Genomic DNA, 19,823 nt, shown 5'->3' on the forward strand with positions numbered 1-19,823 from the left:
GGCCGTCACCAGTGCGACAATCTGCATGGCGAGGAGATCAGCCATGACACCAGCCCTGATTGCAGCGCTCGGATTGCTGATGGTGGCGACGGCGTTCCTGTCGGGCCTGTTCGGCATGGCGGGCGGGCTGATCCTGATCGGCGTGCTCTTGGCGATCATGCCGCTGCCGGCGGCGATGGTGCTGCACGCGGCGACGCAGATGGCGTCCAACGGCTGGCGCGCCGTGCTGTGGCGCCGGCACATCCGCTGGCGGCCGGTCGCGGTGTATCTCGTCGGTTGCGCGCTGGCGCTCGGCCTATGGTCCCTGGTGCGCTACGTGCCTGACAAGCCGGTCGCGCTCCTGCTGCTCGGCGTCACGCCGTTCATGGCGCGGCTGATGCCGGCCGGCCTCAAGCCCGATCCGGACAGCGTCTGGCAGGGCGCGATCTACGGCACGATCTGCATGGGGCTGATGCTGATGACCGGCGTGTCGGGGCCGCTGCTCGACACGTTCTTTCTCGGCGCGCGGTTCGACCGCCGCGCGATCGTCGCCACCAAGGCGACGTGCCAGGTCGCGAGCCACCTCACCAAGCTGATCTATTTCGGCGGCATCATCGATCAGGCCGCGGGCCTCGATCCCGTGCTCGCGCTCGTCGCCGTCGGAGCGTCGATGCTCGGCACCAGCCTGGCGCGGCGGCTGCTGGAGGCGATGAGCGAGCAGCAGTTCCGCACCTGGGCCAACCGCATCATCACGGCGGTGGCGAGCTACTACATCCTCTATGGCGGCTGGCTGCTGCTGGCCGCGCAGAGCTCGGCGGCGGCAGAGTGAGGCGAGCATGGCCGTATCGGCAGACCCCCTGGTGCTCGACTTCGTCGAATGGATCGCGCGCGCGCCGCGCAGCCATGCCGAGGTGGTGGCGACGTGGCGAACGAGCTGCCCACGGCTGACGGTGTGGGAGGATGCCGCCGATCTGGGCTATGTCACGCGCCAGGCGATCGCGGGCGTCGGCATCTTCATCATCGTCACCGATGCCGGCGCGCGGCTGCTGCGCGACAACGGCCGCGTCGTGCGCTAGAACGGTCCGGAGTTGGAGGAAAGACCGGGAATGGCAGTGAAGCTGTATGAACTCGTCGGGACCGATGCGGGCCGCCCGTTCAGCCCCTATTGCTGGCGCACGCGGATGGCGCTGGCGCACAAGGGCCTGAGCGCAGAATCGATTCCGTGGCGCTTCACCGAGAAGAGCGCGATCGCGCCGCATGGATCGGAGAAGGTGCCGGTCATGCTCGACGGCGACCGCGCGGTGGCCGACTCCTGGGCGATCGCCAACTACCTCGAGGACACCTATCCGGACCGGCCGTCACTGTTCGGCGGCGCCGGCGGCCGCGCGATGGCCCGCTTCCTCAATGCCTGGGGTGACATCGCCATCGTCGGCGGCATCTTCCCGCTGATCATCGCCGACATTCCGAAGAACCTCGCCGCCGAGGATGCCGACTATTTCCGCAAATCGCGCGAGGCGCGGTTCGGCAAGAGCCTCGAAGAGGTCATGGCCTCGCGCGACCAGGCGGTCATCGGCTTCCGCAGGTCGCTGGAGCCGCTGCGGCAGACCTTGAAGACGCAGGCCTTCATCGGCGGCGATACGCCCGACTATGCCGACTACATCGTGTTCGGCGGCTTCCAATGGGCGCGCGTGGTGAGCCCGTTCCGGCTGCTGGAGGAGGGCGACAGCGTCCATGCCTGGCGCGAGCGGCTGCTCGATGCGTTCGACGGGCTGGCGCGCAAGTCGCCGGGCCACCCGGTCTAGAAACGCGGCGGCCGGCGCTCGCGCCAGGCCGCCAGCCCATCGGTGAGATCGCGGCTGCCGACCAGGCTCGCGAACTGCTCGCTCTCGACCTGCAGCCCTTCGCCGACGGCCATGTTGAGCCCGCGCGTCGCGGCGGTGATGATGCCGGCGATGGTGTCCGGCCCGTGGCGGATGATGCGCTGCGCCAGCGCGTGCGCCGCCGGCAGCAGCTCGTCGTGCGGCACGACGGCGTTGACGAGGCCCATCTCCAGCGCGCGCTGCGCCGGGAAAGCGTCACCGGTCAGCAGCAGCTCGAGTCCGCGCTTGCGGCCGACCAGCCGCGGCAGCCGCTGCGTGCCGCCGAAGGTCGGCGGCATGCCGAGCCTGATCTCGGGCTTGGCGAAGCTAGCGCGCTCGCTCGCCACCGCAAGATGCACGGCCTCGGTGATCTCGCAGCCGCCGCCGAAGGCGAGCCCGTTCACGGCGGCGACGACCGGCTTGCGGAACGCCTCCAGCCGCGCCGTCATCGCCTGGCCGCGCCGGACGAAGTCGCGCAGCGCGGCAGCGCGCCCCTGGCGGACGCTTGCGGTGAATTCGTCGATGTCGGCGCCGGCCGAGAAGGCGCGTTGTCCCGCACCGGTGAGGATCACGGCCCTGACGCCGGCATCGGTCTCGATGCGGTCGAGCGCGGCCGTCAATCGATCGATCAGCGCGTAGCTGAGCGCGTTCAGCCGCTGCGGCCGGTTCAGCGTGATCATGGCGATGCGGTCGGAGATGTCGAGCAGGATGAGGTCGGTCATGGCGTCTCGCAGGCTGGCGGTTGGAGCAAGCGAAGACTAGGCGTCGCGGCAGCCGAGGTATATTCACTGGTTAGTATACATTGACCGAGACCGAGCGCCGCCATGCCCCGATCCTCCGATCCCACGCCCGCCCGCATCGTCGCCGCGGCGAGCAGGCTGTTCTATGCCGAAGGCATCCGCGCCGTCAGCGTCGATGCGGTGGCGGAAAAGGCCGGCGTGACCAAGAAGACGCTGTATTATCATTTCCGCAGCAAGGACGATCTGGTCGCGGCCTATCTCGCCGCGCGCGACCAGCCGAACCTGACGCTGTTCAAGCGCTGGTTCGACGAGACCGAGGGCGTGCTGCCCGACAAGATCGCCGGGATCTTCAATCAGCTTGCGCGCGCCGCGCGGCATCCGAAATGGCGCGGCTGCGGCTTCCTGCGCACCACCGCGGAGCTCGCCAATCTGCCCGGCCATCCCGCGATCAGGATCGGCGCCGCCCACAAGAAGAAGTTCGAGGCCTGGCTGCAGGCGATGTTCGAAGAGCAGGGAATTGCCGAAGCGGGCGAGCTCGCGCGGCAGATGCTGCTCCTGCTCGACGGCGCGTTCGCGGTCGTGCTGCTGCATCGTGACGCCAGCTACATGGAGACCGCGGGCGCGGCGGCACGGACGCTGGTCGCGGCGGCGCTGCCAAAGGGGAGGCGATATGCTTCCCGCAGGACCGTCAGCCTGCGCAGCCGCGTCCCCTGACCCGCTCGCCGCGAACGATCGTCGCGACCATCTGGCTGGCCATGCCGTCGAAATCGGACGGCTTGATGTAGCCGGCGGCGTAGGCTTCCTGGGTCAGGCGTTCGATCCGGCGATCCTCGGCGGTCGTCCAGACGCCGGCGATGTAGGCGGCGCCCGCCGGACCATAGGTCTCGGGATAGCGCTCGTTCTGGTTCTGCCGATGATAGTAGTAGTGGTTGAGGCCGCTGATGAAGCTGTCGCGCTTGGCGCCGCAGCGGTCGCTCCACGCCAGATCGAGCGCCTTCAGCGCGTCCTGGCGCTGCGAGCGCCGGGCGTCCTCGGTGTATTTCTCGTGGTCCTGAAACTCCGCGCCCGTGACGGGCGGAAACGCAGCCGCCGCACTCGGCGCGTCGGTCAGGAACAGGCGTCCGCCAACCTGCCAGACGAGGATGGCTGCAATGATGAAGATGAGCCGGTTCATGGCAGCGCTCGTTTGCTATCGCCGGTCCCGTTGCGCCTGCCGGATACGGCACACCGACGATTCGTCGGACCAGAGACCGGGTCCGGCGAACATCGGGACGTCCTCGCGCACATCCGCCGGAAAGTCCGCCTTGGTGATCCCCTTCTCGTCGAAGGCTTCGAACAAGGCCTCCTTCACGCGCTGATCGAGCGGCGTGCCGACGCTGTCGGCCGCCTCCTGGAGCGATTTGTCCGTGCAGATTTTTGCACCCCAGAACTGCCGCTTGCAATCCAGCTTGGCGACATAGGCGCGAGTATAGGCCGTCAGTGCGTCCACCAGGTTCTGCTTCATGGTCTTGTCGCATGGCGACAGCTTGTAGGCCGTCGCGGCCTGCAGCGCGTCCATGCGCAACGCGTCGAGCTTGGGATTCTTGTCGCTCTGCGAGGTATGCTCCGCGAGCCACGCCTTGCGCTCGAACTCTTTTGCCTCCGGGCCGCCGAAGGTCCTGTCCACCAGGGGAGATAGAGGCGTCACAACGGCCCCGCTCTCGCGCAAGGGCGCAGCGAGATTTGCCGCGGTTTCAATCGAAGCCGTCCGAGTCATGCCCCGCCACGGTCCATCCGGAAGCGGAAAGCCTCTCACCGCCCAACTCACACCTGCGAACGCAACCAAAAATGCCGCACCTGCGGCGCCAATAAATCGCAACATGAAAGAAGCCCATCCGCCAACGCCTGTACGGTAGTGCGTGCGGGTTAATGCATCCGATAGGGCCGCCGGCGGCGCGCAACGACGTGAACCGATCGTGACCGTCTTCTGCCGCCTTTGAAGACAATGGCTGATGAATTAGCGGCATGGCCGGACGAGCCTGCCGACGTGACGTCATGTCTTGACAGGCAACACCGAACGGCGCGCGAGCAGCGCGATGGCGGCATCGAGATCCGGCAGCACGGCCGCCGCATTCGCCCGCGAATGATCGTTCGGCGGCACGATGTCCGGCACCATCAAGGTGATCGCGCCTGCGGCGTGCGCCGAGGCGACGCCGGGATTGGAATCCTCGATCGCGACGCAGGCCGGCGCGCGCGTCCGTAGCCGTTCCGCGGCGAGCAGATAGAGGTCCGGATGCGGTTTGGCGCGGGTCACGTCGTCGCGCGTCAGGACCGCATCGAAGCGGTGGTCGATGCGGGCGAGGCGGAGATGCTCCGCGGCCGTGCTGCGCGAGGACGAGGTGACGACGGCCTTGGGCAGGCCGACCGCGTCGATCGCGTCGAGCAGCGCGACGACGCCGCGCTTCAGCGGCATGCCCGCCTGCAGGATCTCGACCGTCTTGGCCGCGAACAGGCGGTTGACTTCGACCAGCGGAAAATTGTCGCCGAAATGGTCGCGCAGGGTCTGCTCGTTGTCGGGTCCGGGAATGCCGATCATCGCATGGCAGAGCTCGACGACGCCGTCGCTGTAGCCGAGCGCATTCAGCGCTGCGATCGCAGCTTCGAGATAGACCTTCTCGGTGTCGAGCAACGTTCCGTCCATGTCGAGCAGGACCGCTTCGACGTGCCAGCGCGTCACGATCCCGCCTCCGGTTCGCCGGCCAGCCTCTTGAGGCAGTTGACGCACAGGCAGTCCTTGAACCGGCTTTGTCCGTTGTTGGGCAGCGGCAGGCGCACGGCCTCTTCGAAGCACCAGCAGGAGCCGCCGGGATCGCAGCTGAACTCCGCGCCGCACGACTCGCAGGTGAGTTGCCGCGCGGTCATGTCCGCTAAACGATTTGTCACGTTCGGAGCCACGTCCGACCAGCCCCTTTTCATGTCCGGTTCATCTGCCGGGGCAAGTATAGTGCGTGACAATCTGCCGCGCCATCGCAGTCTGCGGTCGCGGCAACACAGCGTTTCGGGAGCTCCCGCGATGACAGGCTCGAGGATGTGGCATGGCGCGTGATGCTCGAGCGGCTCTTGTTGCATTGAATCGCTTCGGCTTCGGGGCGCGTGGCGGCGCCTCGGGCGATCTCGTCAATGCGGCGTCGGACCCGCGCGGCTTCGTCAAGGCCGAGCTCGGGCGTCCCAATGGAGCGCTCTTGGAAGCGCCGGGTCTGCAGCCGACGCCCGCACTCGCCGATGCCGTCTTCGCCTATCAGGACGAGGTCAAGCGGGCCCGCGAGGCCGCGAAGTCGGAGGCTGCGCCGCAGGAGCAGTCCAGCCCCACGCGCGGCCTGTCCACGAACGGCGCGGACAAAGCCACGGCCGCAACGCCATCGGCGGCCCCAGCAGCCGGCGCCGACCCTGCACCCGCGATGCAGGGAACGCCGGCAAAGCCCGCGCAGGCTCAGCAGCCGCCCAACGTCGTCCAGAAGACGTTCCGTGCCGAGGCGCTGGCGCGGCTGCAGCGCGCCGTGCTCGCCGATTGCGGCTTCACCGAGCGGCTGGTGGCGTTCTGGTCGAACCATTTCTGCATCTCCGCAGGCAAGGGCGAGTTGGCGCGGATGTGGGCCGGTGCGTTCGAGCGCGAGGCGATCCGGCCGCACGTGCTCGGACGCTTCGCCGACATGCTGAAGGCGGTCGAGCAGCATCCGGCGATGCTGTTCTTCCTCGACAACCAGGAATCGCTCGGACCGGACTCGCGCGCCGGCCAGAACCGCAAGCGCGGCCTCAACGAGAACCTCGCCCGCGAGATCATGGAGCTGCACACGCTGGGTGTCGGCGGCGGCTACACCCAGGAGGACGTAACCTCGCTGGCGCGCATCATCACCGGCTGGAGCTTTGCCGGCCGCAACGGCCGCAACGCGGCGCCCGGCAGCTTCGTGTTCAATGCCAATGCGCACCAGCCGGGGCCGCAGATCCTGCTCGGCAAGGTCTATCAGGATGACGGTCTCGCGCAGGGCGAGGCCGCGCTCGCGGACATCGCCCGCCATCCCTCGACGGCGAAGTTCATCGCCACCAGGCTCGCGCGCCATTTCGTCGCCGATGATCCGCCGCCCGCGCTCGTCGCCCGGCTCGAAGCCGTGTTCAAGAAGAGCGATGGCGACCTCAAGGCGCTGACCTTGGCGCTGGTCGACTCCGACGAGGCCTGGTCGGCGCCGCTGACCAAGATCCGTTCGCCCTATGAGTTCCTGGTCGCCGGCGGCCGGCTGCTGGCGCGCGTGCCGGAAGATCCCGGCTTCTATCTCAGTTCCCTGAACACGCTCGGCCAGCCGCTATGGGCGCCCGCAGGACCGAACGGATTTGCTGATACCAACGCGATGTGGGCTGCCCCTGAGGGCATGAAGCTGCGGCTGGACATTTCCGCGCAACTCGCCGCACGTCTCGGCAACAATCTCGATCCGCGCGACCTGCTCGATCTCGTCGCGGGCGATGCGACCTCGACGGAGACGCGGCGCACGATCGAGCGTGCAGAATCGCGCCAGCAGGCGCTGGCGTTGTTGCTGATGTCGCCGGAATTCCAGAGGAGATGACGATGGACCGGATCGCGACCTCGCTGTTGACCTCGCGACGCCATTTGCTGCTGGCAGGCGCGTCCTTTGCGGCCTGGGGCTGTCTGCCGAAATTCGCGTGGGCCGCCGGCCAGCGCGACCCGCGGCTGATCGTCGTGATCCTGCGCGGCGCGCTCGATGGCCTCGCCACCGTCGCGCCGATCGGCGATCCCGACTACGCCGGACTGCATGGCGCGATCGCGCTGACGACGGCGGGACCAAATCCGGCGCTGCCGCTCGATTCGTTCTTTGCGCTGCATCCGTCGATGCCGGAATTCGCGCGCATGTATCGCGACAAGCAGGCTGCCGTGGTTCACGCGGTCGCGACACCGTATCGCGAGCGCTCGCATTTCGATGGTCAGGACGTGCTCGAAAGCGGCTTCGCCGGTCCTGGCCGCGTGCAATCGGGCTGGCTGAACCGCGCGGTGGAGGCTCTGCCGCGCGGCCCCCGCGTCGCGGGCGCGCTCGCGGTCGGTCCGACGGCGCCGCTGGTGCTGCGCGGCGCAGCGCCCACCGTCGGTTGGGCGCCGGTGACGGTGCCGCAGGCCGATGACGACACTGCGATGCGGCTGGTCGACCTCTATGCGCATCGCGATCCCGCGTTGGCGGCTGCGTTGTCGCAAGGGCTCCAGCTCGAGAAGGTCGCGGTCGGTGACGACATGAAGCCGAAGCCGGGCGGCAACCAGATCGCGGCGATGCGCCAGGTCGCGCGCGGCGCGGCGAAGCTGATCGCCGCGGATGATGGTCCGCGCATCGCCGCGCTGGCGTTCGACGGTTGGGACACGCATGCCAATGAAGGTGGTGCGGTCGGTCGGCTGGCGCAGCTCTTGTCGGGTCTCGACGGTGCGCTCGCCGAGTTCGAAAGCGGGCTTGGCCCGCGCTGGCGCGATACGGTCGTGGTGGTCGCAACCGAGTTCGGGCGCACGGCAAGGATCAACGGCACCCAGGGGACCGATCATGGGACCGGGACGATTGCGCTGCTCGCCGGCGGTGCGGTGAAGGGCGGACGGGTGATCGCCGACTGGCCGACGCTGAAGATGGCGAGCCTCTACCAGGGACGCGATCTTGCGCCGACGACGGATCTTCGCGCGGTGTTCAAGGGCGTACTCGCCGATCATCTCGGCATCGGCGAGCACGCGCTCGGCGGCGCGGTGTTTCCGGACAGCGCGGCCGTGAAGCCGATCAAGGGGCTCGTAGCGTAAGGCTCGCTTGCGCCATTTCCCGATCAGGCGTCCTGAAGCCTTCCACATTGCGGCATCAGCGGCCGTCGTCGCAGGCGCATTGCACCGCGAAGTCTGCTACTCCTCGACCTGCGGCATTCATCCCTCAGGAGATCAGCATGTTCATCGCCATGAATCGTTTTCGCGTCGCCAAGGGCTCGGAGGCCGCCTTCGAGCAGGTCTGGCTGTCGCGCGACAGCCATCTCGACAAGGTGCCGGGCTTCGTCGAGTTTCACCTGTTGAAGGGACCGGAAGCCGAGGACCATACGCTCTACGCCTCGCATACGATCTGGGCGTCGAAGACGACGTTCGAGGACTGGACCAAGTCCGAAGCATTCCGCGCCGCGCACCAGCGGGCCGGCGACACCAAGGTGCACTATCTCGGCCCGCCGCAGTTCGAGGGGTTCGAGGTCCGCCAAACGGTGGGCAGCAAGACGTAGGACAAAGCCCGCCATTGCGATCCGTCTCCGCGACCCCGCTTGGCTGAGCACGGCCGAGCGGACGCTTGTTTTGCGCTGAAGCGATGCGGCGGCCGACAGGACCCGGACGGCCGCCGGTCGTGCGCCATCGCAAGCTGCTCGCGCCGGGCCAGCCGGTCCGCCGGGCCTGCTGGCGTCAACAAGGACGACGCCATAGCGAAGGTCCGGCTGATTCGAGCAGGTGCGACGGCGCGCCGAAGCTGAGCAGTCGTAGCCGTCGGCAGACGCGCAGGCGACGTCAGGCGCTCTCGGGAACTGGAGCCTCACGAGGCTGTTATCGCGTGTCTGAAACAGGAAGCCGAATGTCCGGCAGGGCGGGCAGCGCCGGCCAGCGCCCTCGGTCGTTCTGTTCTAGCGAAGGCCGGGATGGTTGCTCGGATCGAGACGAACCTTTCGGCATATGACCACCGGCGCCGGCGACATCGTCAGAAGCTTCCCTCCGTTGCAACGCGCCGCCTTCGTCGACGTTGACAGCCTGACCGCATGAGCGACGTGCGCCGCCCTTCCTCGTTCGCAGAGAGATTCGATGATCATCAGACAGCCGCTCAAGGTCCGCACCCCGGAGGAAGTTCTCGGGCTGATCAGCGCGCTGGCCGTCGCCATTTTTGCGGTCATCATCATCGCGCTGCTGTATTTCGGTCGTGACATCCTGGTGCCCGTGGCCCTGGCCATCCTGCTCAGCTTCGTATTGGCGCCGTTGGTCGCGCAACTGCAGCGGCTTCGTGCCCCGCGCGGACTGGCCGTCGTCAGCGTGGTCGTTCTCGCGTTCGTCGTGATCTTTACGCTGGGCAGCCTGCTCGCCACCCAGCTCACCCAGCTTGCCAGTGAGTTGCCGAACTATCAATCGACGATGAGCAACAAGATCCAGTCGTTCCGCGACACCAAAGCCGGGAGAGGGACGCTCGAGCGTGCATCGGACATGCTCAAGGATCTGGGCAAGGAACTCGACAAACCGAATGAGCCGGAAGCGGCTCGGTCGCCGAGCGGACTGCGAACGAATTCCTCAGTCCCTGTGACCCCGATCCCGGTGGAGGTCCGGCAGCCCGATCCTGGGGCGCTGGACAGTCTTCGCACGCTGATTTCGCCGCTCATTCATCCGCTGGCGACGACCGGCATCATCATCATCTTCGTGATTTTCATATTGCTTCAACGCGAGGACCTGAGGAATCGGCTCATCCGCCTTGCGGGCTCATCGGACCTGCAGCGCACCACGGCGGCACTCGATGATGCGGCTTACAGGCTCAGCCGGCTGTTCCTCACCCAGCTCGCCCTGAACGGCGGGTTCGGCGTCGTGATCGGCGTCGGCTTGTGGTTCATCGGCATCCCCAGCGCCCTCCTTTGGGGAATCCTCGCCGCAGCGCTTCGGTTCGTGCCCTATATCGGCGCCGTCATCGCCGCGGCGTTTCCGCTTGCTCTGGCGGCAGCGGTCGACCCTGGCTGGTCGATGCTGATTTGGACGCTGGCCCTGTTTCTCGTGGTCGAGCCGTTGCTCGGCCACGTCATCGAACCGATGGTCTATGGGCGCAGCACGGGCCTGTCCCCTGTGGCGGTGGTCGTTTCAGCCGCGTTCTGGACCGCGCTGTGGGGCCCGATCGGGTTGGTGCTCGCGACGCCGCTGACGGTCTGCCTGGTCGTCATCGGACGACATGTGGAGCGCCTGGAGTTCCTCGACGTCATGTTCGGTGATCGTCCAGCGCTGTCTCCTCCCGAGATCTTCTACCAGCGCATGCTTGCGAACGATCCGACGGAAGCGGCCGAGAAGGCAGAGGAGTTCTTGAAGGAGCGCTCGTTGATTGCCTATTGCGACGAGGTCGCGGTGAAGGGGCTGCAATTGGCCCAAGCCGACGCCGACCGAGGGGCGCTCGCCTATGATCGCCTTGCAACGATCCGTGACGCCGTCGCCGAGTTGACCGCCGATCTTTCCGATCAGAATGATGGTCCGCTGGCGAAACGCGAGACCACCAGCGATCCAGAGGCGGCATCGGCCGTCGACAGCTCGGCCAGCAGTGGGGCCATCGACACGATACCCATCCTCAGCAAGGACAATCTCGCCGAAGGATGGCGGAGCGAGCAGCCGGTCCTGTGCGTGGCCGGGCGAACCCCGATCGACGAAGCGGCGGCGGTGATTCTCGCGCAACTGTCGTCGGCGCACGGGTTGGGCGCGAAGGTCTCAGGAGCGGAGGCGCTCTCGACGGCGAACGTCATCAAGCTCGAGCCCGCAGGTGTTGCGATTGCCTGCCTGATCTATATCGGCAATTCCGGCGTCGCACATATGCGCTACTCCGTTCGTCGCTTGAAGCGACGGCTCCCCAGAGCAAAGGTGATGTTGGTCTGCTGCGCGGCCGACGTCGATCAGGAGGCCGCGAAGGTGCTGCAAGAAGCCACCAAGGCCGATCTGGTCGCGGCGAGCATGGGCGAGGCTGTCAGAATGTGCATCGAAGCCGCGCAGGCGAAGGCTTCTCAGCTGGCACCATTGGAGCAGCAGGACACGACGACGAACGTGGCGTGAGACGCGCCACGTCCAACGACCAGGCCCGACAAAAAAATGCGGCCCCGGTCAGAGACGGCGACTGACGGGGACCGCTGAAACGCGTGACCGGTGACGGGGGGATGATCAGGCGCTCGATGGAGCGTAGGCCGGCCCCGTGACGGCGGCGTGACACCGCCCGTTCACAGCGCCTTGCGGTAGACGATGAAGCCCGAGCGCTCGGCGATCTTGTCGTAGAGCGCCTGTGCCGTCCTGTTGGTCTCGTGCGTCTGCCAATAGACCCGCGGCGCACCAGCCTGCCGCGCTTCGCGGTAGACCGCCTCGATCAGCGCCCGGCCGACGCCCTTGCCGCGGGCGGCCTCGCTCGTGAACAGGTCGTTGAGATAGCAGAGCGGCCCGATCGTGGTGGTGGCGCGATGAAACAGGTAATGCGCCAAGCCGATCAGCTCGCCACCGCTCTCGGCGACCAGGGCATGCACCGGCTCGTTGGCATCGAAGAAGCGCGACCATGTCATCGCGGTCACCTCGGCCGGCAGCGCCGTCGGCCCGGAACGGCCGTAGAAGGCGTTGTAGCCGTCCCAGAGCGGCAGCCAGCGATCATGGTCGTCGCGCGCGATGGCGCGCACAGTGAGTGCTTCGTGCATGAAGGATTCGTCGTCCGTTTGAAAATCTCGACGGACCTTCGATACGCGCAGCCGTGTTCGCGATCAATCAGGGATGGGCAGCACCGGTTCGGCGGTGGGCGGCCGCATCAGCTCGACGTAGACCGACCGATCCTCCTCGGTCAGCGGCGAGAGCGAGAGCTCGCCCCGTCGCTCGATCAGGATCAGCAGTGACGCCGCCAGCAGGATCGCGAGTGCCAGGGTCACGGCAACGATTACGACCGTTGATTTCATCGCCATTTTGTGTGCGAGACAATCATCGCCTGTTGTCGCGAAAACCGCGAAGGGTTGTCAAAATGGCTTCCTGCTAAGCGGGCATCGACAAGAGGGCGTGAATCGACACCACCGCAATGGTGACGCTGACACCCAATGAGAGCGTGCTGGCCGCGATCGTTGCGACCACGGCGGTGGTCAGGCCGGGCGAAAGGGTGAGCGTTGCGTGGCCGTGAAAGCCGCTGACGGGCGTGCGGAGCCCTCTACGGTGGTTCGACTCCTGCGGTGACGCGCGGCCGCGGACCCAACTGAACTTCGGAACGGGAGCACAACGCCACCGGGACATGAAGTCGAAATCCCTTACCCATACATCCGCGAGCGAATCACTCGCAGAGGTAAATTCTAAGGTAGCGCTGGGCAGGATTGCGGCGGCAAATCAGCAAAAAAGGCAAGAACATGGCGCTCGTGGTATTTGTTCCCGCCTAAACGTGTATTTTCCCCGCTGTTCTACGGGCGGTCGGTAGTTTTACGGTGAGCATGTCACCCGTAGTCGGCGGCGATGCCGGCTGAATCGATCAGTGCCGGCTGCCAATCCATCGCGACGAAACCGGGTGTCTGTTCGACGCGGCGCAGCCAGTTGCGGATCTTCGGGAAGGTCGACAGATCGAAGTCGCAGCGATCGGCGACGTGCGTGTAGCCGTAGAGCGCGATGTCGGCGACCGTCAGCTGTTTCGCGGCAAAGTAATCGTTGCTCTTGAGATGATTCTCCATCACCTGGAGCGCGGCATAGCCGCGCTCCATCCAGTCCTCCAGCGCATGGGTCTGAAGGTCGCGCCCGCCCTTGACCAAGAGCAGCCAGAAATAGGCGGCGCCGATGTTCGGCTCGAGCGCATGCTGCTCGAAGAACATCCACTGCAGCGCTTCGGCGCGCTCGATGCGCTGCTCCGGCACCAGCGGCGTGCCGCCGGCGACATACCAGAGGATCGCGTTCGATTCGGCGATGAAGCGGTCCTCGCCGACTTCCAGCAGCGGCACCTGGCCGCTCGGATTCTTGGCGAGAAAATCCGGCGTGCGGCTCTCGCCGCGCAGAATGTCGATCTCGATCGCCTGATAGGGCGCGTTCAGAAGCGCAAGCGCAAGGCGGACCTTGTAGCTGTTGCCTGACCGCTGCATCGAATAGAGCTTGTACATCCGGCCGATTTCGAGTTCGAGGAATCAAGGGTTGGACGCATCGCGCATCCGGACGCCAGATCGTCCCGCAATGCGGCCAGACAATGATGCCGATGAGCGCAGGCTGCAAGTGCCGACGGATGGAAAAAGTCGAAATGCGCTACTGCACTGCACTCTCGAATAACAACTTTCCAATAGATTCAAACAATCGAGATCACGCTTGTGCGATGCGCGCGTGTCCACCGATCTCGACGGCGCGATCGGTGAATGCGCGGCGCAGGGTCAGCGCGAACAGGGCCATCAGAATGATGAGGCCCAGCGGTATCGTCGTCAGCCCGGCAACGCTGCGCGAGAGCAGCGGCACGATCCAGGCGGCCGCGAGCACGCTGAGCTCGTAGTCGCGAAAGCCGTTCGCGAGGCCGTGCCGGACGAAGAAAATGATCGCAACCGCAACGACCACGAGGTCGTAGTCGAGCACGTAGGGCGTCGCCAGCAGGCTCGCGCTCGCCAGTGCCGAAGCCTTGAGATCGAACGCAGCCTCGCTCTGCCACAGCCAGGCAAGTCCGGCCGCGAGCGACAGCGCCAGCAGGCTTTGCAGCGCATAGGCGGACCTGACATCGGCGCCCCAATGGCGCGCGGCGGAGAATACCGACTGGATCTTCTCCCACCCGGTGCCGCCTTGCTCGAGCACGACGCTCTGTGTGAAAGTCATGGACTGGAAGAAGGCGTGCCAGACCTCGTTGCCGAGCGCGGCGAAGCTGATCGCGACCAGCGCGGCCACCGTGGCGGCTGCAGCAGCGATCGTCGGCCAGCGCGTGCCTGCGAGCAGCGCCACGGGAATGAGGACGCCGAATTGCGGCTTGTAGGCGAGCAGGCCGATCAGGATGCCGGCCGCCCACGGCCGGTCGCGCTCCATCAGCAACAGCGCGCCGCCGAGCAGCGCCGCGGTGAAGAACGCGTTCTGGCCGTGACCGATGTTGACGAACACGGCGGGAAAGGCGGTCGCCACCAGCAGGGTCTCGGAACGCGGCAGGATCGCGCGCATGACCGCGAGGTATGCGAGCAGGCTCGACACGACCCAGAGCGCGAGCCCTCCGGCATAGGGCAGCAGGGCGGTGATGGCGGCGATCGCGAAGAAGAAGGGCGGGTAGTGCCAGCCGAAGAACGGCACGTCGCGGCCATCGAACACGGCCTTTTCCACCGCATGCTGCAGCGGCGGATCGTAGGCATCCGCCGCCTTGCCGTGAAGGGTCAGCACGCCTGCCGCATAGACGTTGGAGAAGTCGGTCCCGATCGGCTTGCCGTTGCGGTCGATCAGCCCGTCGGACAGCGCGATCCAGCCGGCGATTGCCGCGATCGTGACCGCGAGCAGAATCCAGCTGTAGGACTTGATCCGCGTGGCCGTGAGCCAGTCGCCGGATCGCAGGGCGCACCCGATAGTGGTCATTTCGGCCTGAGACTCTGGACAATCGTGGGCCCACGCTAGCGGGGCGGCTTTAACGTTCCCTAAAGTCTTGGGAGCCATGTGCCCAAGCTTCTTGCGATGCAGCGCTGGGGGCCCTACAAATGGGCGTTTCCCTGACATGACTGGTCGTGGCCCCGAGGGGGTGATCCACGACGCCTGCATAGGAGCTGATGATGTCCTTTCTCGCCGCTGCGCTCGACCGTGTGAAGCCGTCCGCGACCATCGCGGTCACGGATAAAGCGCGCGTCCTCAAAGCGGCGGGCCGTAACGTCATCGGCCTTGGCGCCGGCGAGCCGGATTTCGACACCCCGGACAACATCAAGCAGGCTGCGATCAAGGCCATCCAGGACGGCAAGACCAAGTATACCGCGGTCGACGGCATCCCCGAGCTGAAGGAAGCCATCATCGGCAAGTTCCAGCGCGAGAACGGCCTCACCTATAAGCCGAACCAGGTGATCGTCGGCGTGGGCGGCAAGCAGGTCCTGTACAATGCGTTGATGGCGACCATCAATCCCGGCGACCAGGTGATCATCCCGGCGCCGTACTGGGTCAGCTATCCGGAGATGGTGGCGCTCGCCGGCGGCGAGCCGGTGCCGGTGGTCTGCACCGCGGCGCATGGCTTCAAGCTGCAGCCGGAGGCGTTGGAGAAGGCGATCACGCCGAAGACCAAGTGGCTGATCCTGTGCTCACCGTCGAATCCGACCGGCGCGGCCTATACCAAGGCCGAGCTGAAGGCGCTCACCGAGGTGCTGGTCAAGCATCCGCATGTCTGGATCATGACCGACGACATGTACGAGCACCTCGTCTATGACGACTTCGTGTTCACCACGCCGGCGCAGGTCGAGCCGTCGCTGTACGACCGCACGCTGACCGTGAACGGTGTCTCCAAGGCCTATTGCATGACCGGCTGGCGCATCGGCTATGCCGGCGGTCCGGCGCACCTGATCAAGGCGATGGCGACAATCCAGTCGCAGTCGACCTCGAACCCGTGCTCGATCGCGCAATGGGCGGCGGTGGAAGCCTTGAACGGTCCGCAGGACTTCATTCCCGCGAACAACAAGGTGTTCAAGGAGCGCCGCGACCTCGTGGTCTCGATGCTGAACCAGGCGAGCGGCATCGAATGCCCGCGGCCGGAAGGCGCGTTCTACGTCTATCCGTCCTGCGCCGGCACGATCGGCAAGACGGCGCCGTCGGGCAAGGTGATCGACAATGACGAGGCCTTCGTCACCGAGCTCTTGGAGACCGAGGGCGTCGCGGTGGTGCACGGCTCGGCGTTCGGCCTCGGCCCGGCGTTCCGCATCTCCTACGCGACCAAGACCTCCGACCTCGAGGACGCCTGCAAGCGCATCCAGCGCTTCTGCGGCAATCTGAGGTAATCGGGCAACATCCGTCTCGAAACTCCAGAAGCCAAGTTCCAGGCCGAAAGGCGCCATGTTTTGAACATGGCGCCTTTCTCTTGTCGGTCGATAAGTCTGGTGGCGTAGGGTTGGAGTTCGATGCGGCTGCTTCTGCTGTCGATCATGTTGCTTGTGTCGGTTGCTCCGTTCGCGCAAGCCCACGCAAATCGCCCCATGCGCGCCGGTGTGCTCGAGTGCGCGGGACGAAAGACTTCCGGCAAGCTCGTGATGTCCCAGTCACGCCTGCGCTGCGTGTTTCGCAGCCAGGGTCGCCAGCCGGAGCGCTATGTCGCCAAGGTCCGGCGCTACGGCCTCGATGTCGGGCTGACGGATGAGACCAGGATGGCGTGGGCGGTCAGCGCACCGGTCAACGATTTCGGCCGCAGCGAGCTGCGCGGGCGGTACGGTGGATTGTCCGCCAACGCTGCGGCTCTGGTCGGCTTCGGCGGCAGCTTCCTGGTGCGCGACACCGATCGCGCCGCCGCCCTGCAGCCGATCAGCCTGCAGGGGCAGACCGGCCTGAACATCGCTGCCGGAATCACTGAGGTCGAGCTGGTGCCGCTGCTGCCGATCCACCCGAGCCCGAGCCGTTCATCGTCCTATTTCTCGCGCTTCTATCGCTGAGCCGCGGAAGCGTTCGGGCGAACGCGTCGCAATGGCCGGCGCGATGGCGCGTGCTGACGGCGCGGCGAATCTGGTGCGACTGTAAGGCTTGTGGCATAGATGTGATGCCCCGTGATCGTCAGTCCGATCGACGGAGCTGCATCACACGTTCATTTCAGCCGGAGTTTTATTCATGCGCTCGACCATCCTCGCCGGGCTCGCTGCTGCGGTCGTCCTCTGCATCGGCGGCGCTGCCCAGGCGCAAGATCGCGTGCGGGTCGGCGTCCTCGAATGCCGCGGTGGCGCCAGCGTCGGCTTCATCGTCGGCTCGGTCACCCATCTCGGCTGCGTGCTGCGCGCCGACGGGCTGCCGGAGGATCGTTACGTCGCGACCATCCGCAAGGTCGGCCTCGATCTCGGCATCACCCAGGAATCGCTGCTGGCCTGGGTGGTCTATGCCCCGGTTGCACGGCTCGGGCCGGGCGATCTCTCCGGCGACTATGCCGGCGCACAGGGCTCGGCCGCCGTCGGCGTCGGCCTTGGCGGCAACGTGCTGGTCGGCGGCTCCGCCAACTCGATCGCGCTGCAGCCACTCAGCGTCCAGGGCCAGGTCGGCCTCAGCGTCTCGGCGGGGCTGCAAAGCCTCGAATTGCGCCCGGGTCGGTGATCTTCCCTTTGCCGTGAATAGCCGCTCTTTCCGCCATCGTGCGGGAAGGCGGCGGACTCCCCGCACTGCAGCGACGTTTTTCGCGGGCCCCCTGCTTGCCAAAGCGGCAGCCGAGGCAGAGCATTCGGCTTTGCCGACCCAATCCAGGGCCGAGCTCCACAACGAGGAGGCGGCGAATGGGACAAGACCTGAGAAGTCCCCGCGGTCCACGGTGCATTGCGCTGGTGGGCCCTTTCCAAAGCGGTAAAACCACTCTGTTGGAGGCGATCCTGGCGCGGACGGGCGTGATCCCACGCGCGGGCAGCGTCGACGCCGGCACATCCGTCGGCGATGCCAGCCCGGAGGCGCGTCAGCACAAGATGAGCGTCGCCATGACGGCGGCGACCACGACCTTCATGGGCGACAGCTACACCTTCCTCGATTGTCCCGGCTCGATCGAATTCATCCACGACATGCGCGCGGCGCTGCCGGCGGTCGATGCCGCCATCGTGGTCTGCGAGGCCGACGAGAAGAAGCTGCCGCAATTGCAGATCATCCTGCGCGAGCTCGAGGAGCTGCGCATCCCGCGCTTCCTGTTCCTCAACAAGATCGACCGCGCCAATGCGCGCATCAGGGAGACGCTTGCCACATTGCAGCCGGCCTCGCGCGTGCCGCTGGTGCTGCGCCAGATTCCGATCTGGAACGGCGAGCTGATCGAGGGCTTCGTCGACCTCGCGCTGGAGCGCGCCTTCATCTATCGCGAGCACAAGGCGTCGGAAGTCGTTGGGCTCGAAGGCGGCGATCTCGACCGCGAGAAGGAGGCGCGCTTCTCGATGCTGGAGAAGCTCGCCGATCACGATGACGCGCTCATGGAGCAACTGCTGGAGGACATCCCGCCGCCGCGCGACGCCGTGTTCGACGATCTCGCGCGCGAATTGCGCGAGGGGCTGATCTGCCCGGTGCTGCTCGGCTCGGCGCTGCGCGAGAACGGCGTGCTGAGGCTGATGAAGGCGCTGCGCCACGAGGCGCCCGGAATCGCCGAGACCGCGCAGCGGCTGGGCGTGAAGGACGCGAAGGAGGCGCTCGGCTACGTCTTCAAGACGTTGCACCTGCAGCACGGCGGCAAGCTGTCATTGACGCGCCTGCTTTCGGGCCATCTCGACGACGGCGCGACGCTGCATGCCGCTTCGGGCGAGGCGGCGCGCGTGTCCGGCATCCTGGCTGCGACCGGCGCCTATGACAGCAAGCGCGCGGGCGCCGAAGCCGGCGACACGGTCGCGCTCGGCAAGCTCGATGCGGTCAAGACCGGAGATACGGTTGCGACCGGCAAGACGGCGCCGCTGCCGCTGGCAAAGGTCGAGGCGTGCCCACCCGTGCTGGCGCTCTCGATCGCCGCCGTGGACCGCAAGGACGACGTCAAGCTCGGCCAGGCCTTGCAGCGGCTCCACGAGGAGGATCCATCGCTGACGATGGTACAGAACCCGCGCACCCACGACACGGTGCTGTGGGGGCAGGGCGAGATGCATCTGCGCGTCGCGCTGGAGCGGTTGCGCGACCGTTTCGGCGTCAACGTGAAATCGCATCAGCCTGCGATCGGCTATCAGGAGACCATCCGCAAGCCGATCACGCAGCGCGGCCGCCACAAGAAGCAGTCCGGCGGTCACGGCCAGTTCGGCGACGTCGTGCTCGACATCAGGCCGCTGCCGCGCGGCGAAGGCTTCCGCTTTGCCGAGAAGGTGGTCGGCGGCGCGGTGCCGCGCAACTACATCCCGGCGGTGGAGGAGGGCGTTGTCGACGCAATGGCCCGCGGCCCCCTGGGCTTTCCGGTGATCGACGTCGAGGTCACGCTGACCGACGGCTCCTATCACAGCGTGGATTCGTCCGACCTCGCGTTCCGCACCGCGGCGCGGGTCGGCGTCGGCGAGGGGCTGCCGCAATGCCAGCCGGTGCTGCTGGAGCCGATTCACACCGTTGAGATTGTCTGCCCCACGGAAGCGACCGCCAGGATCAACGCGATCCTGTCGGCGCGGCGCGGCCAGATCCTGTCGTTCGACACCCGCGACGGCTGGCCGGGCTGGGATTGCGTCCGCGCGATGATGCCGGAGGCCGAGATCGGCGAGCTGATCGTCGAATTGCGCTCGGCCACGGCCGGCGCCGGCAGCTTCACTCGCCAGTTCGACCACATGGCCGAGGTGACGGGCCGCGCCGCCGACCACATCATCGCCTCCCACCGCGACGCCGCCTGAGCCGAACGCTCCGCGCCGAGCAGCACCGGCCCGTCATCCTCTC

General features: G+C 66.6%; 21 protein-coding genes. 12 read left to right on the plus strand and 9 right to left on the minus strand.

All coding sequences use genetic code 11. The features are described 5' to 3' along the window. The first annotated feature begins 43 nt into the window (after positions 1 to 43). From QX051_RS25615 to QX051_RS25625, 3 genes are read left to right on the plus strand one after another with little or no spacing between them, the layout of a single operon-like run. Positions 44 to 808: a sulfite exporter TauE/SafE family protein gene (locus QX051_RS25615; RefSeq protein WP_315778039.1), complete on the plus strand. Its 765-nt coding sequence runs from the start codon at positions 44 to 46 to the stop codon at positions 806 to 808. Positions 809 to 815: 7 nt separating this feature from the next. Next, on the plus strand, positions 816 to 1,055 hold the full coding sequence (locus QX051_RS25620) for a hypothetical protein (protein ID WP_315778040.1): 240 nt from the start codon (positions 816 to 818) through the stop codon (positions 1,053 to 1,055). Between the two features lie 30 nt (positions 1,056 to 1,085). Next, positions 1,086 to 1,781: a glutathione S-transferase family protein gene (locus tag QX051_RS25625; RefSeq protein ID WP_315778041.1), complete on the plus strand. Its 696-nt coding sequence runs from the start codon at positions 1,086 to 1,088 to the stop codon at positions 1,779 to 1,781. Here the strand turns inward: QX051_RS25625 and QX051_RS25630 are convergent. After that, positions 1,778 to 2,560 carry a crotonase/enoyl-CoA hydratase family protein gene (locus tag QX051_RS25630; RefSeq protein WP_315778042.1) on the minus strand — a complete coding sequence of 261 codons (783 nt, stop codon included), beginning with the start codon at positions 2,558 to 2,560 and terminating at the stop codon, positions 1,778 to 1,780. The genes QX051_RS25625 and QX051_RS25630 overlap by 4 nt on opposite strands. Positions 2,561 to 2,662: 102 nt before the next feature. On the opposite strand from QX051_RS25630, the gene QX051_RS25635 reads away from it, so the two are divergent. Continuing rightward, a complete protein-coding gene (locus QX051_RS25635; RefSeq protein WP_315778043.1) occupies positions 2,663 to 3,292 on the plus strand; it encodes a helix-turn-helix domain-containing protein in 630 nt (209 codons plus the stop codon). Here the strand turns inward: QX051_RS25635 and QX051_RS25640 are convergent. The 4 genes from QX051_RS25640 to QX051_RS25655 all read right to left on the minus strand — a co-directional run bounded on the left by QX051_RS25640 (position 3,267) and on the right by QX051_RS25655 (position 5,512). Beyond that, positions 3,267 to 3,752 (minus strand): hypothetical protein, encoded by a 486-nt coding sequence (locus QX051_RS25640; RefSeq protein WP_315778044.1) that lies wholly within the window; start codon positions 3,750 to 3,752, stop codon positions 3,267 to 3,269. The genes QX051_RS25635 and QX051_RS25640 overlap by 26 nt on opposite strands. Before the next feature lie 15 nt (positions 3,753 to 3,767). Then, on the minus strand, positions 3,768 to 4,334 hold the full coding sequence (locus QX051_RS25645; RefSeq protein ID WP_315778045.1) for a hypothetical protein: 567 nt from the start codon (positions 4,332 to 4,334) through the stop codon (positions 3,768 to 3,770). Between the two features lie 276 nt (positions 4,335 to 4,610). Beyond that, positions 4,611 to 5,294, minus strand: a complete 684-nt coding sequence (locus QX051_RS25650; RefSeq protein ID WP_315778046.1) for an HAD family phosphatase — start codon at positions 5,292 to 5,294, stop codon at positions 4,611 to 4,613. After that, positions 5,291 to 5,512, minus strand: coding sequence for a cysteine-rich CWC family protein (locus tag QX051_RS25655; protein WP_315735657.1), 222 nt, complete (start codon positions 5,510 to 5,512; stop codon positions 5,291 to 5,293). Before QX051_RS25655 ends, QX051_RS25650 begins: the two co-directional genes overlap by 4 nt. A 140-nt stretch (positions 5,513 to 5,652) precedes the next feature. On the opposite strand from QX051_RS25655, the gene QX051_RS25660 reads away from it, so the two are divergent. From QX051_RS25660 to QX051_RS25675, 4 genes are all read left to right on the plus strand, one after another. Then, a complete protein-coding gene (locus tag QX051_RS25660) occupies positions 5,653 to 7,173 on the plus strand; it encodes a DUF1800 domain-containing protein (protein ID WP_315778047.1) in 1,521 nt (506 codons plus the stop codon). After that, complete coding sequence (locus tag QX051_RS25665; protein WP_315778048.1) at positions 7,170 to 8,393, plus strand: DUF1501 domain-containing protein; 1,224 nt, start codon at positions 7,170 to 7,172, stop codon at positions 8,391 to 8,393. Before QX051_RS25660 ends, QX051_RS25665 begins: the two co-directional genes overlap by 4 nt. A 137-nt stretch (positions 8,394 to 8,530) precedes the next feature. Beyond that, entirely contained in the window at positions 8,531 to 8,851 is a 321-nt protein-coding gene (locus tag QX051_RS25670; protein ID WP_315733939.1) for an antibiotic biosynthesis monooxygenase, read from the plus strand. 565 nt (positions 8,852 to 9,416) lie between these two features. Next, positions 9,417 to 11,399, plus strand: coding sequence for an AI-2E family transporter (locus QX051_RS25675; protein WP_315733938.1), 1,983 nt, complete (start codon positions 9,417 to 9,419; stop codon positions 11,397 to 11,399). A gap of 161 nt (positions 11,400 to 11,560) precedes the next feature. On the opposite strand, the gene QX051_RS25680 is transcribed toward QX051_RS25675, so the two are convergent. From QX051_RS25680 to QX051_RS25695, 4 genes are all read right to left on the minus strand, one after another. Further along, positions 11,561 to 12,022 (minus strand): GNAT family N-acetyltransferase, encoded by a 462-nt coding sequence (locus QX051_RS25680; RefSeq protein ID WP_315733937.1) that lies wholly within the window; start codon positions 12,020 to 12,022, stop codon positions 11,561 to 11,563. Between the two features lie 63 nt (positions 12,023 to 12,085). Then, complete coding sequence (locus QX051_RS25685) at positions 12,086 to 12,280, minus strand: hypothetical protein (RefSeq protein ID WP_315733936.1); 195 nt, start codon at positions 12,278 to 12,280, stop codon at positions 12,086 to 12,088. 513 nt (positions 12,281 to 12,793) lie between these two features. Then, positions 12,794 to 13,444: a glutathione S-transferase family protein gene (locus QX051_RS25690; protein WP_315714112.1), complete on the minus strand. Its 651-nt coding sequence runs from the start codon at positions 13,442 to 13,444 to the stop codon at positions 12,794 to 12,796. 193 nt (positions 13,445 to 13,637) lie between these two features. Beyond that, positions 13,638 to 14,870, minus strand: coding sequence for a glycosyltransferase family 87 protein (locus QX051_RS25695; RefSeq protein WP_315778049.1), 1,233 nt, complete (start codon positions 14,868 to 14,870; stop codon positions 13,638 to 13,640). A 191-nt stretch (positions 14,871 to 15,061) separates the two neighbouring features. Between QX051_RS25695 and QX051_RS25700 the strand changes: the two genes are divergently transcribed. The 4 genes from QX051_RS25700 to QX051_RS25715 all read left to right on the plus strand — a co-directional run bounded on the left by QX051_RS25700 (position 15,062) and on the right by QX051_RS25715 (position 19,780). Then, positions 15,062 to 16,264, plus strand: coding sequence for a pyridoxal phosphate-dependent aminotransferase (locus QX051_RS25700; protein ID WP_315733933.1), 1,203 nt, complete (start codon positions 15,062 to 15,064; stop codon positions 16,262 to 16,264). A gap of 120 nt (positions 16,265 to 16,384) precedes the next feature. Then, positions 16,385 to 16,909: a DUF992 domain-containing protein gene (locus QX051_RS25705; protein ID WP_315733932.1), complete on the plus strand. Its 525-nt coding sequence runs from the start codon at positions 16,385 to 16,387 to the stop codon at positions 16,907 to 16,909. A gap of 172 nt (positions 16,910 to 17,081) precedes the next feature. Further along, positions 17,082 to 17,555: a DUF992 domain-containing protein gene (locus QX051_RS25710; RefSeq protein ID WP_315778050.1), complete on the plus strand. Its 474-nt coding sequence runs from the start codon at positions 17,082 to 17,084 to the stop codon at positions 17,553 to 17,555. 176 nt (positions 17,556 to 17,731) lie between these two features. Beyond that, positions 17,732 to 19,780 (plus strand): elongation factor G, encoded by a 2,049-nt coding sequence (locus tag QX051_RS25715; RefSeq protein ID WP_315771870.1) that lies wholly within the window; start codon positions 17,732 to 17,734, stop codon positions 19,778 to 19,780. Positions 19,781 to 19,823 lie beyond the last annotated feature (43 nt).

Origin of the sequence: Bradyrhizobium sp. SZCCHNR1053 (assembly GCF_032381235.1) — a bacterium.
Lineage (GTDB): Bacteria > Pseudomonadota > Alphaproteobacteria > Rhizobiales > Xanthobacteraceae > Bradyrhizobium.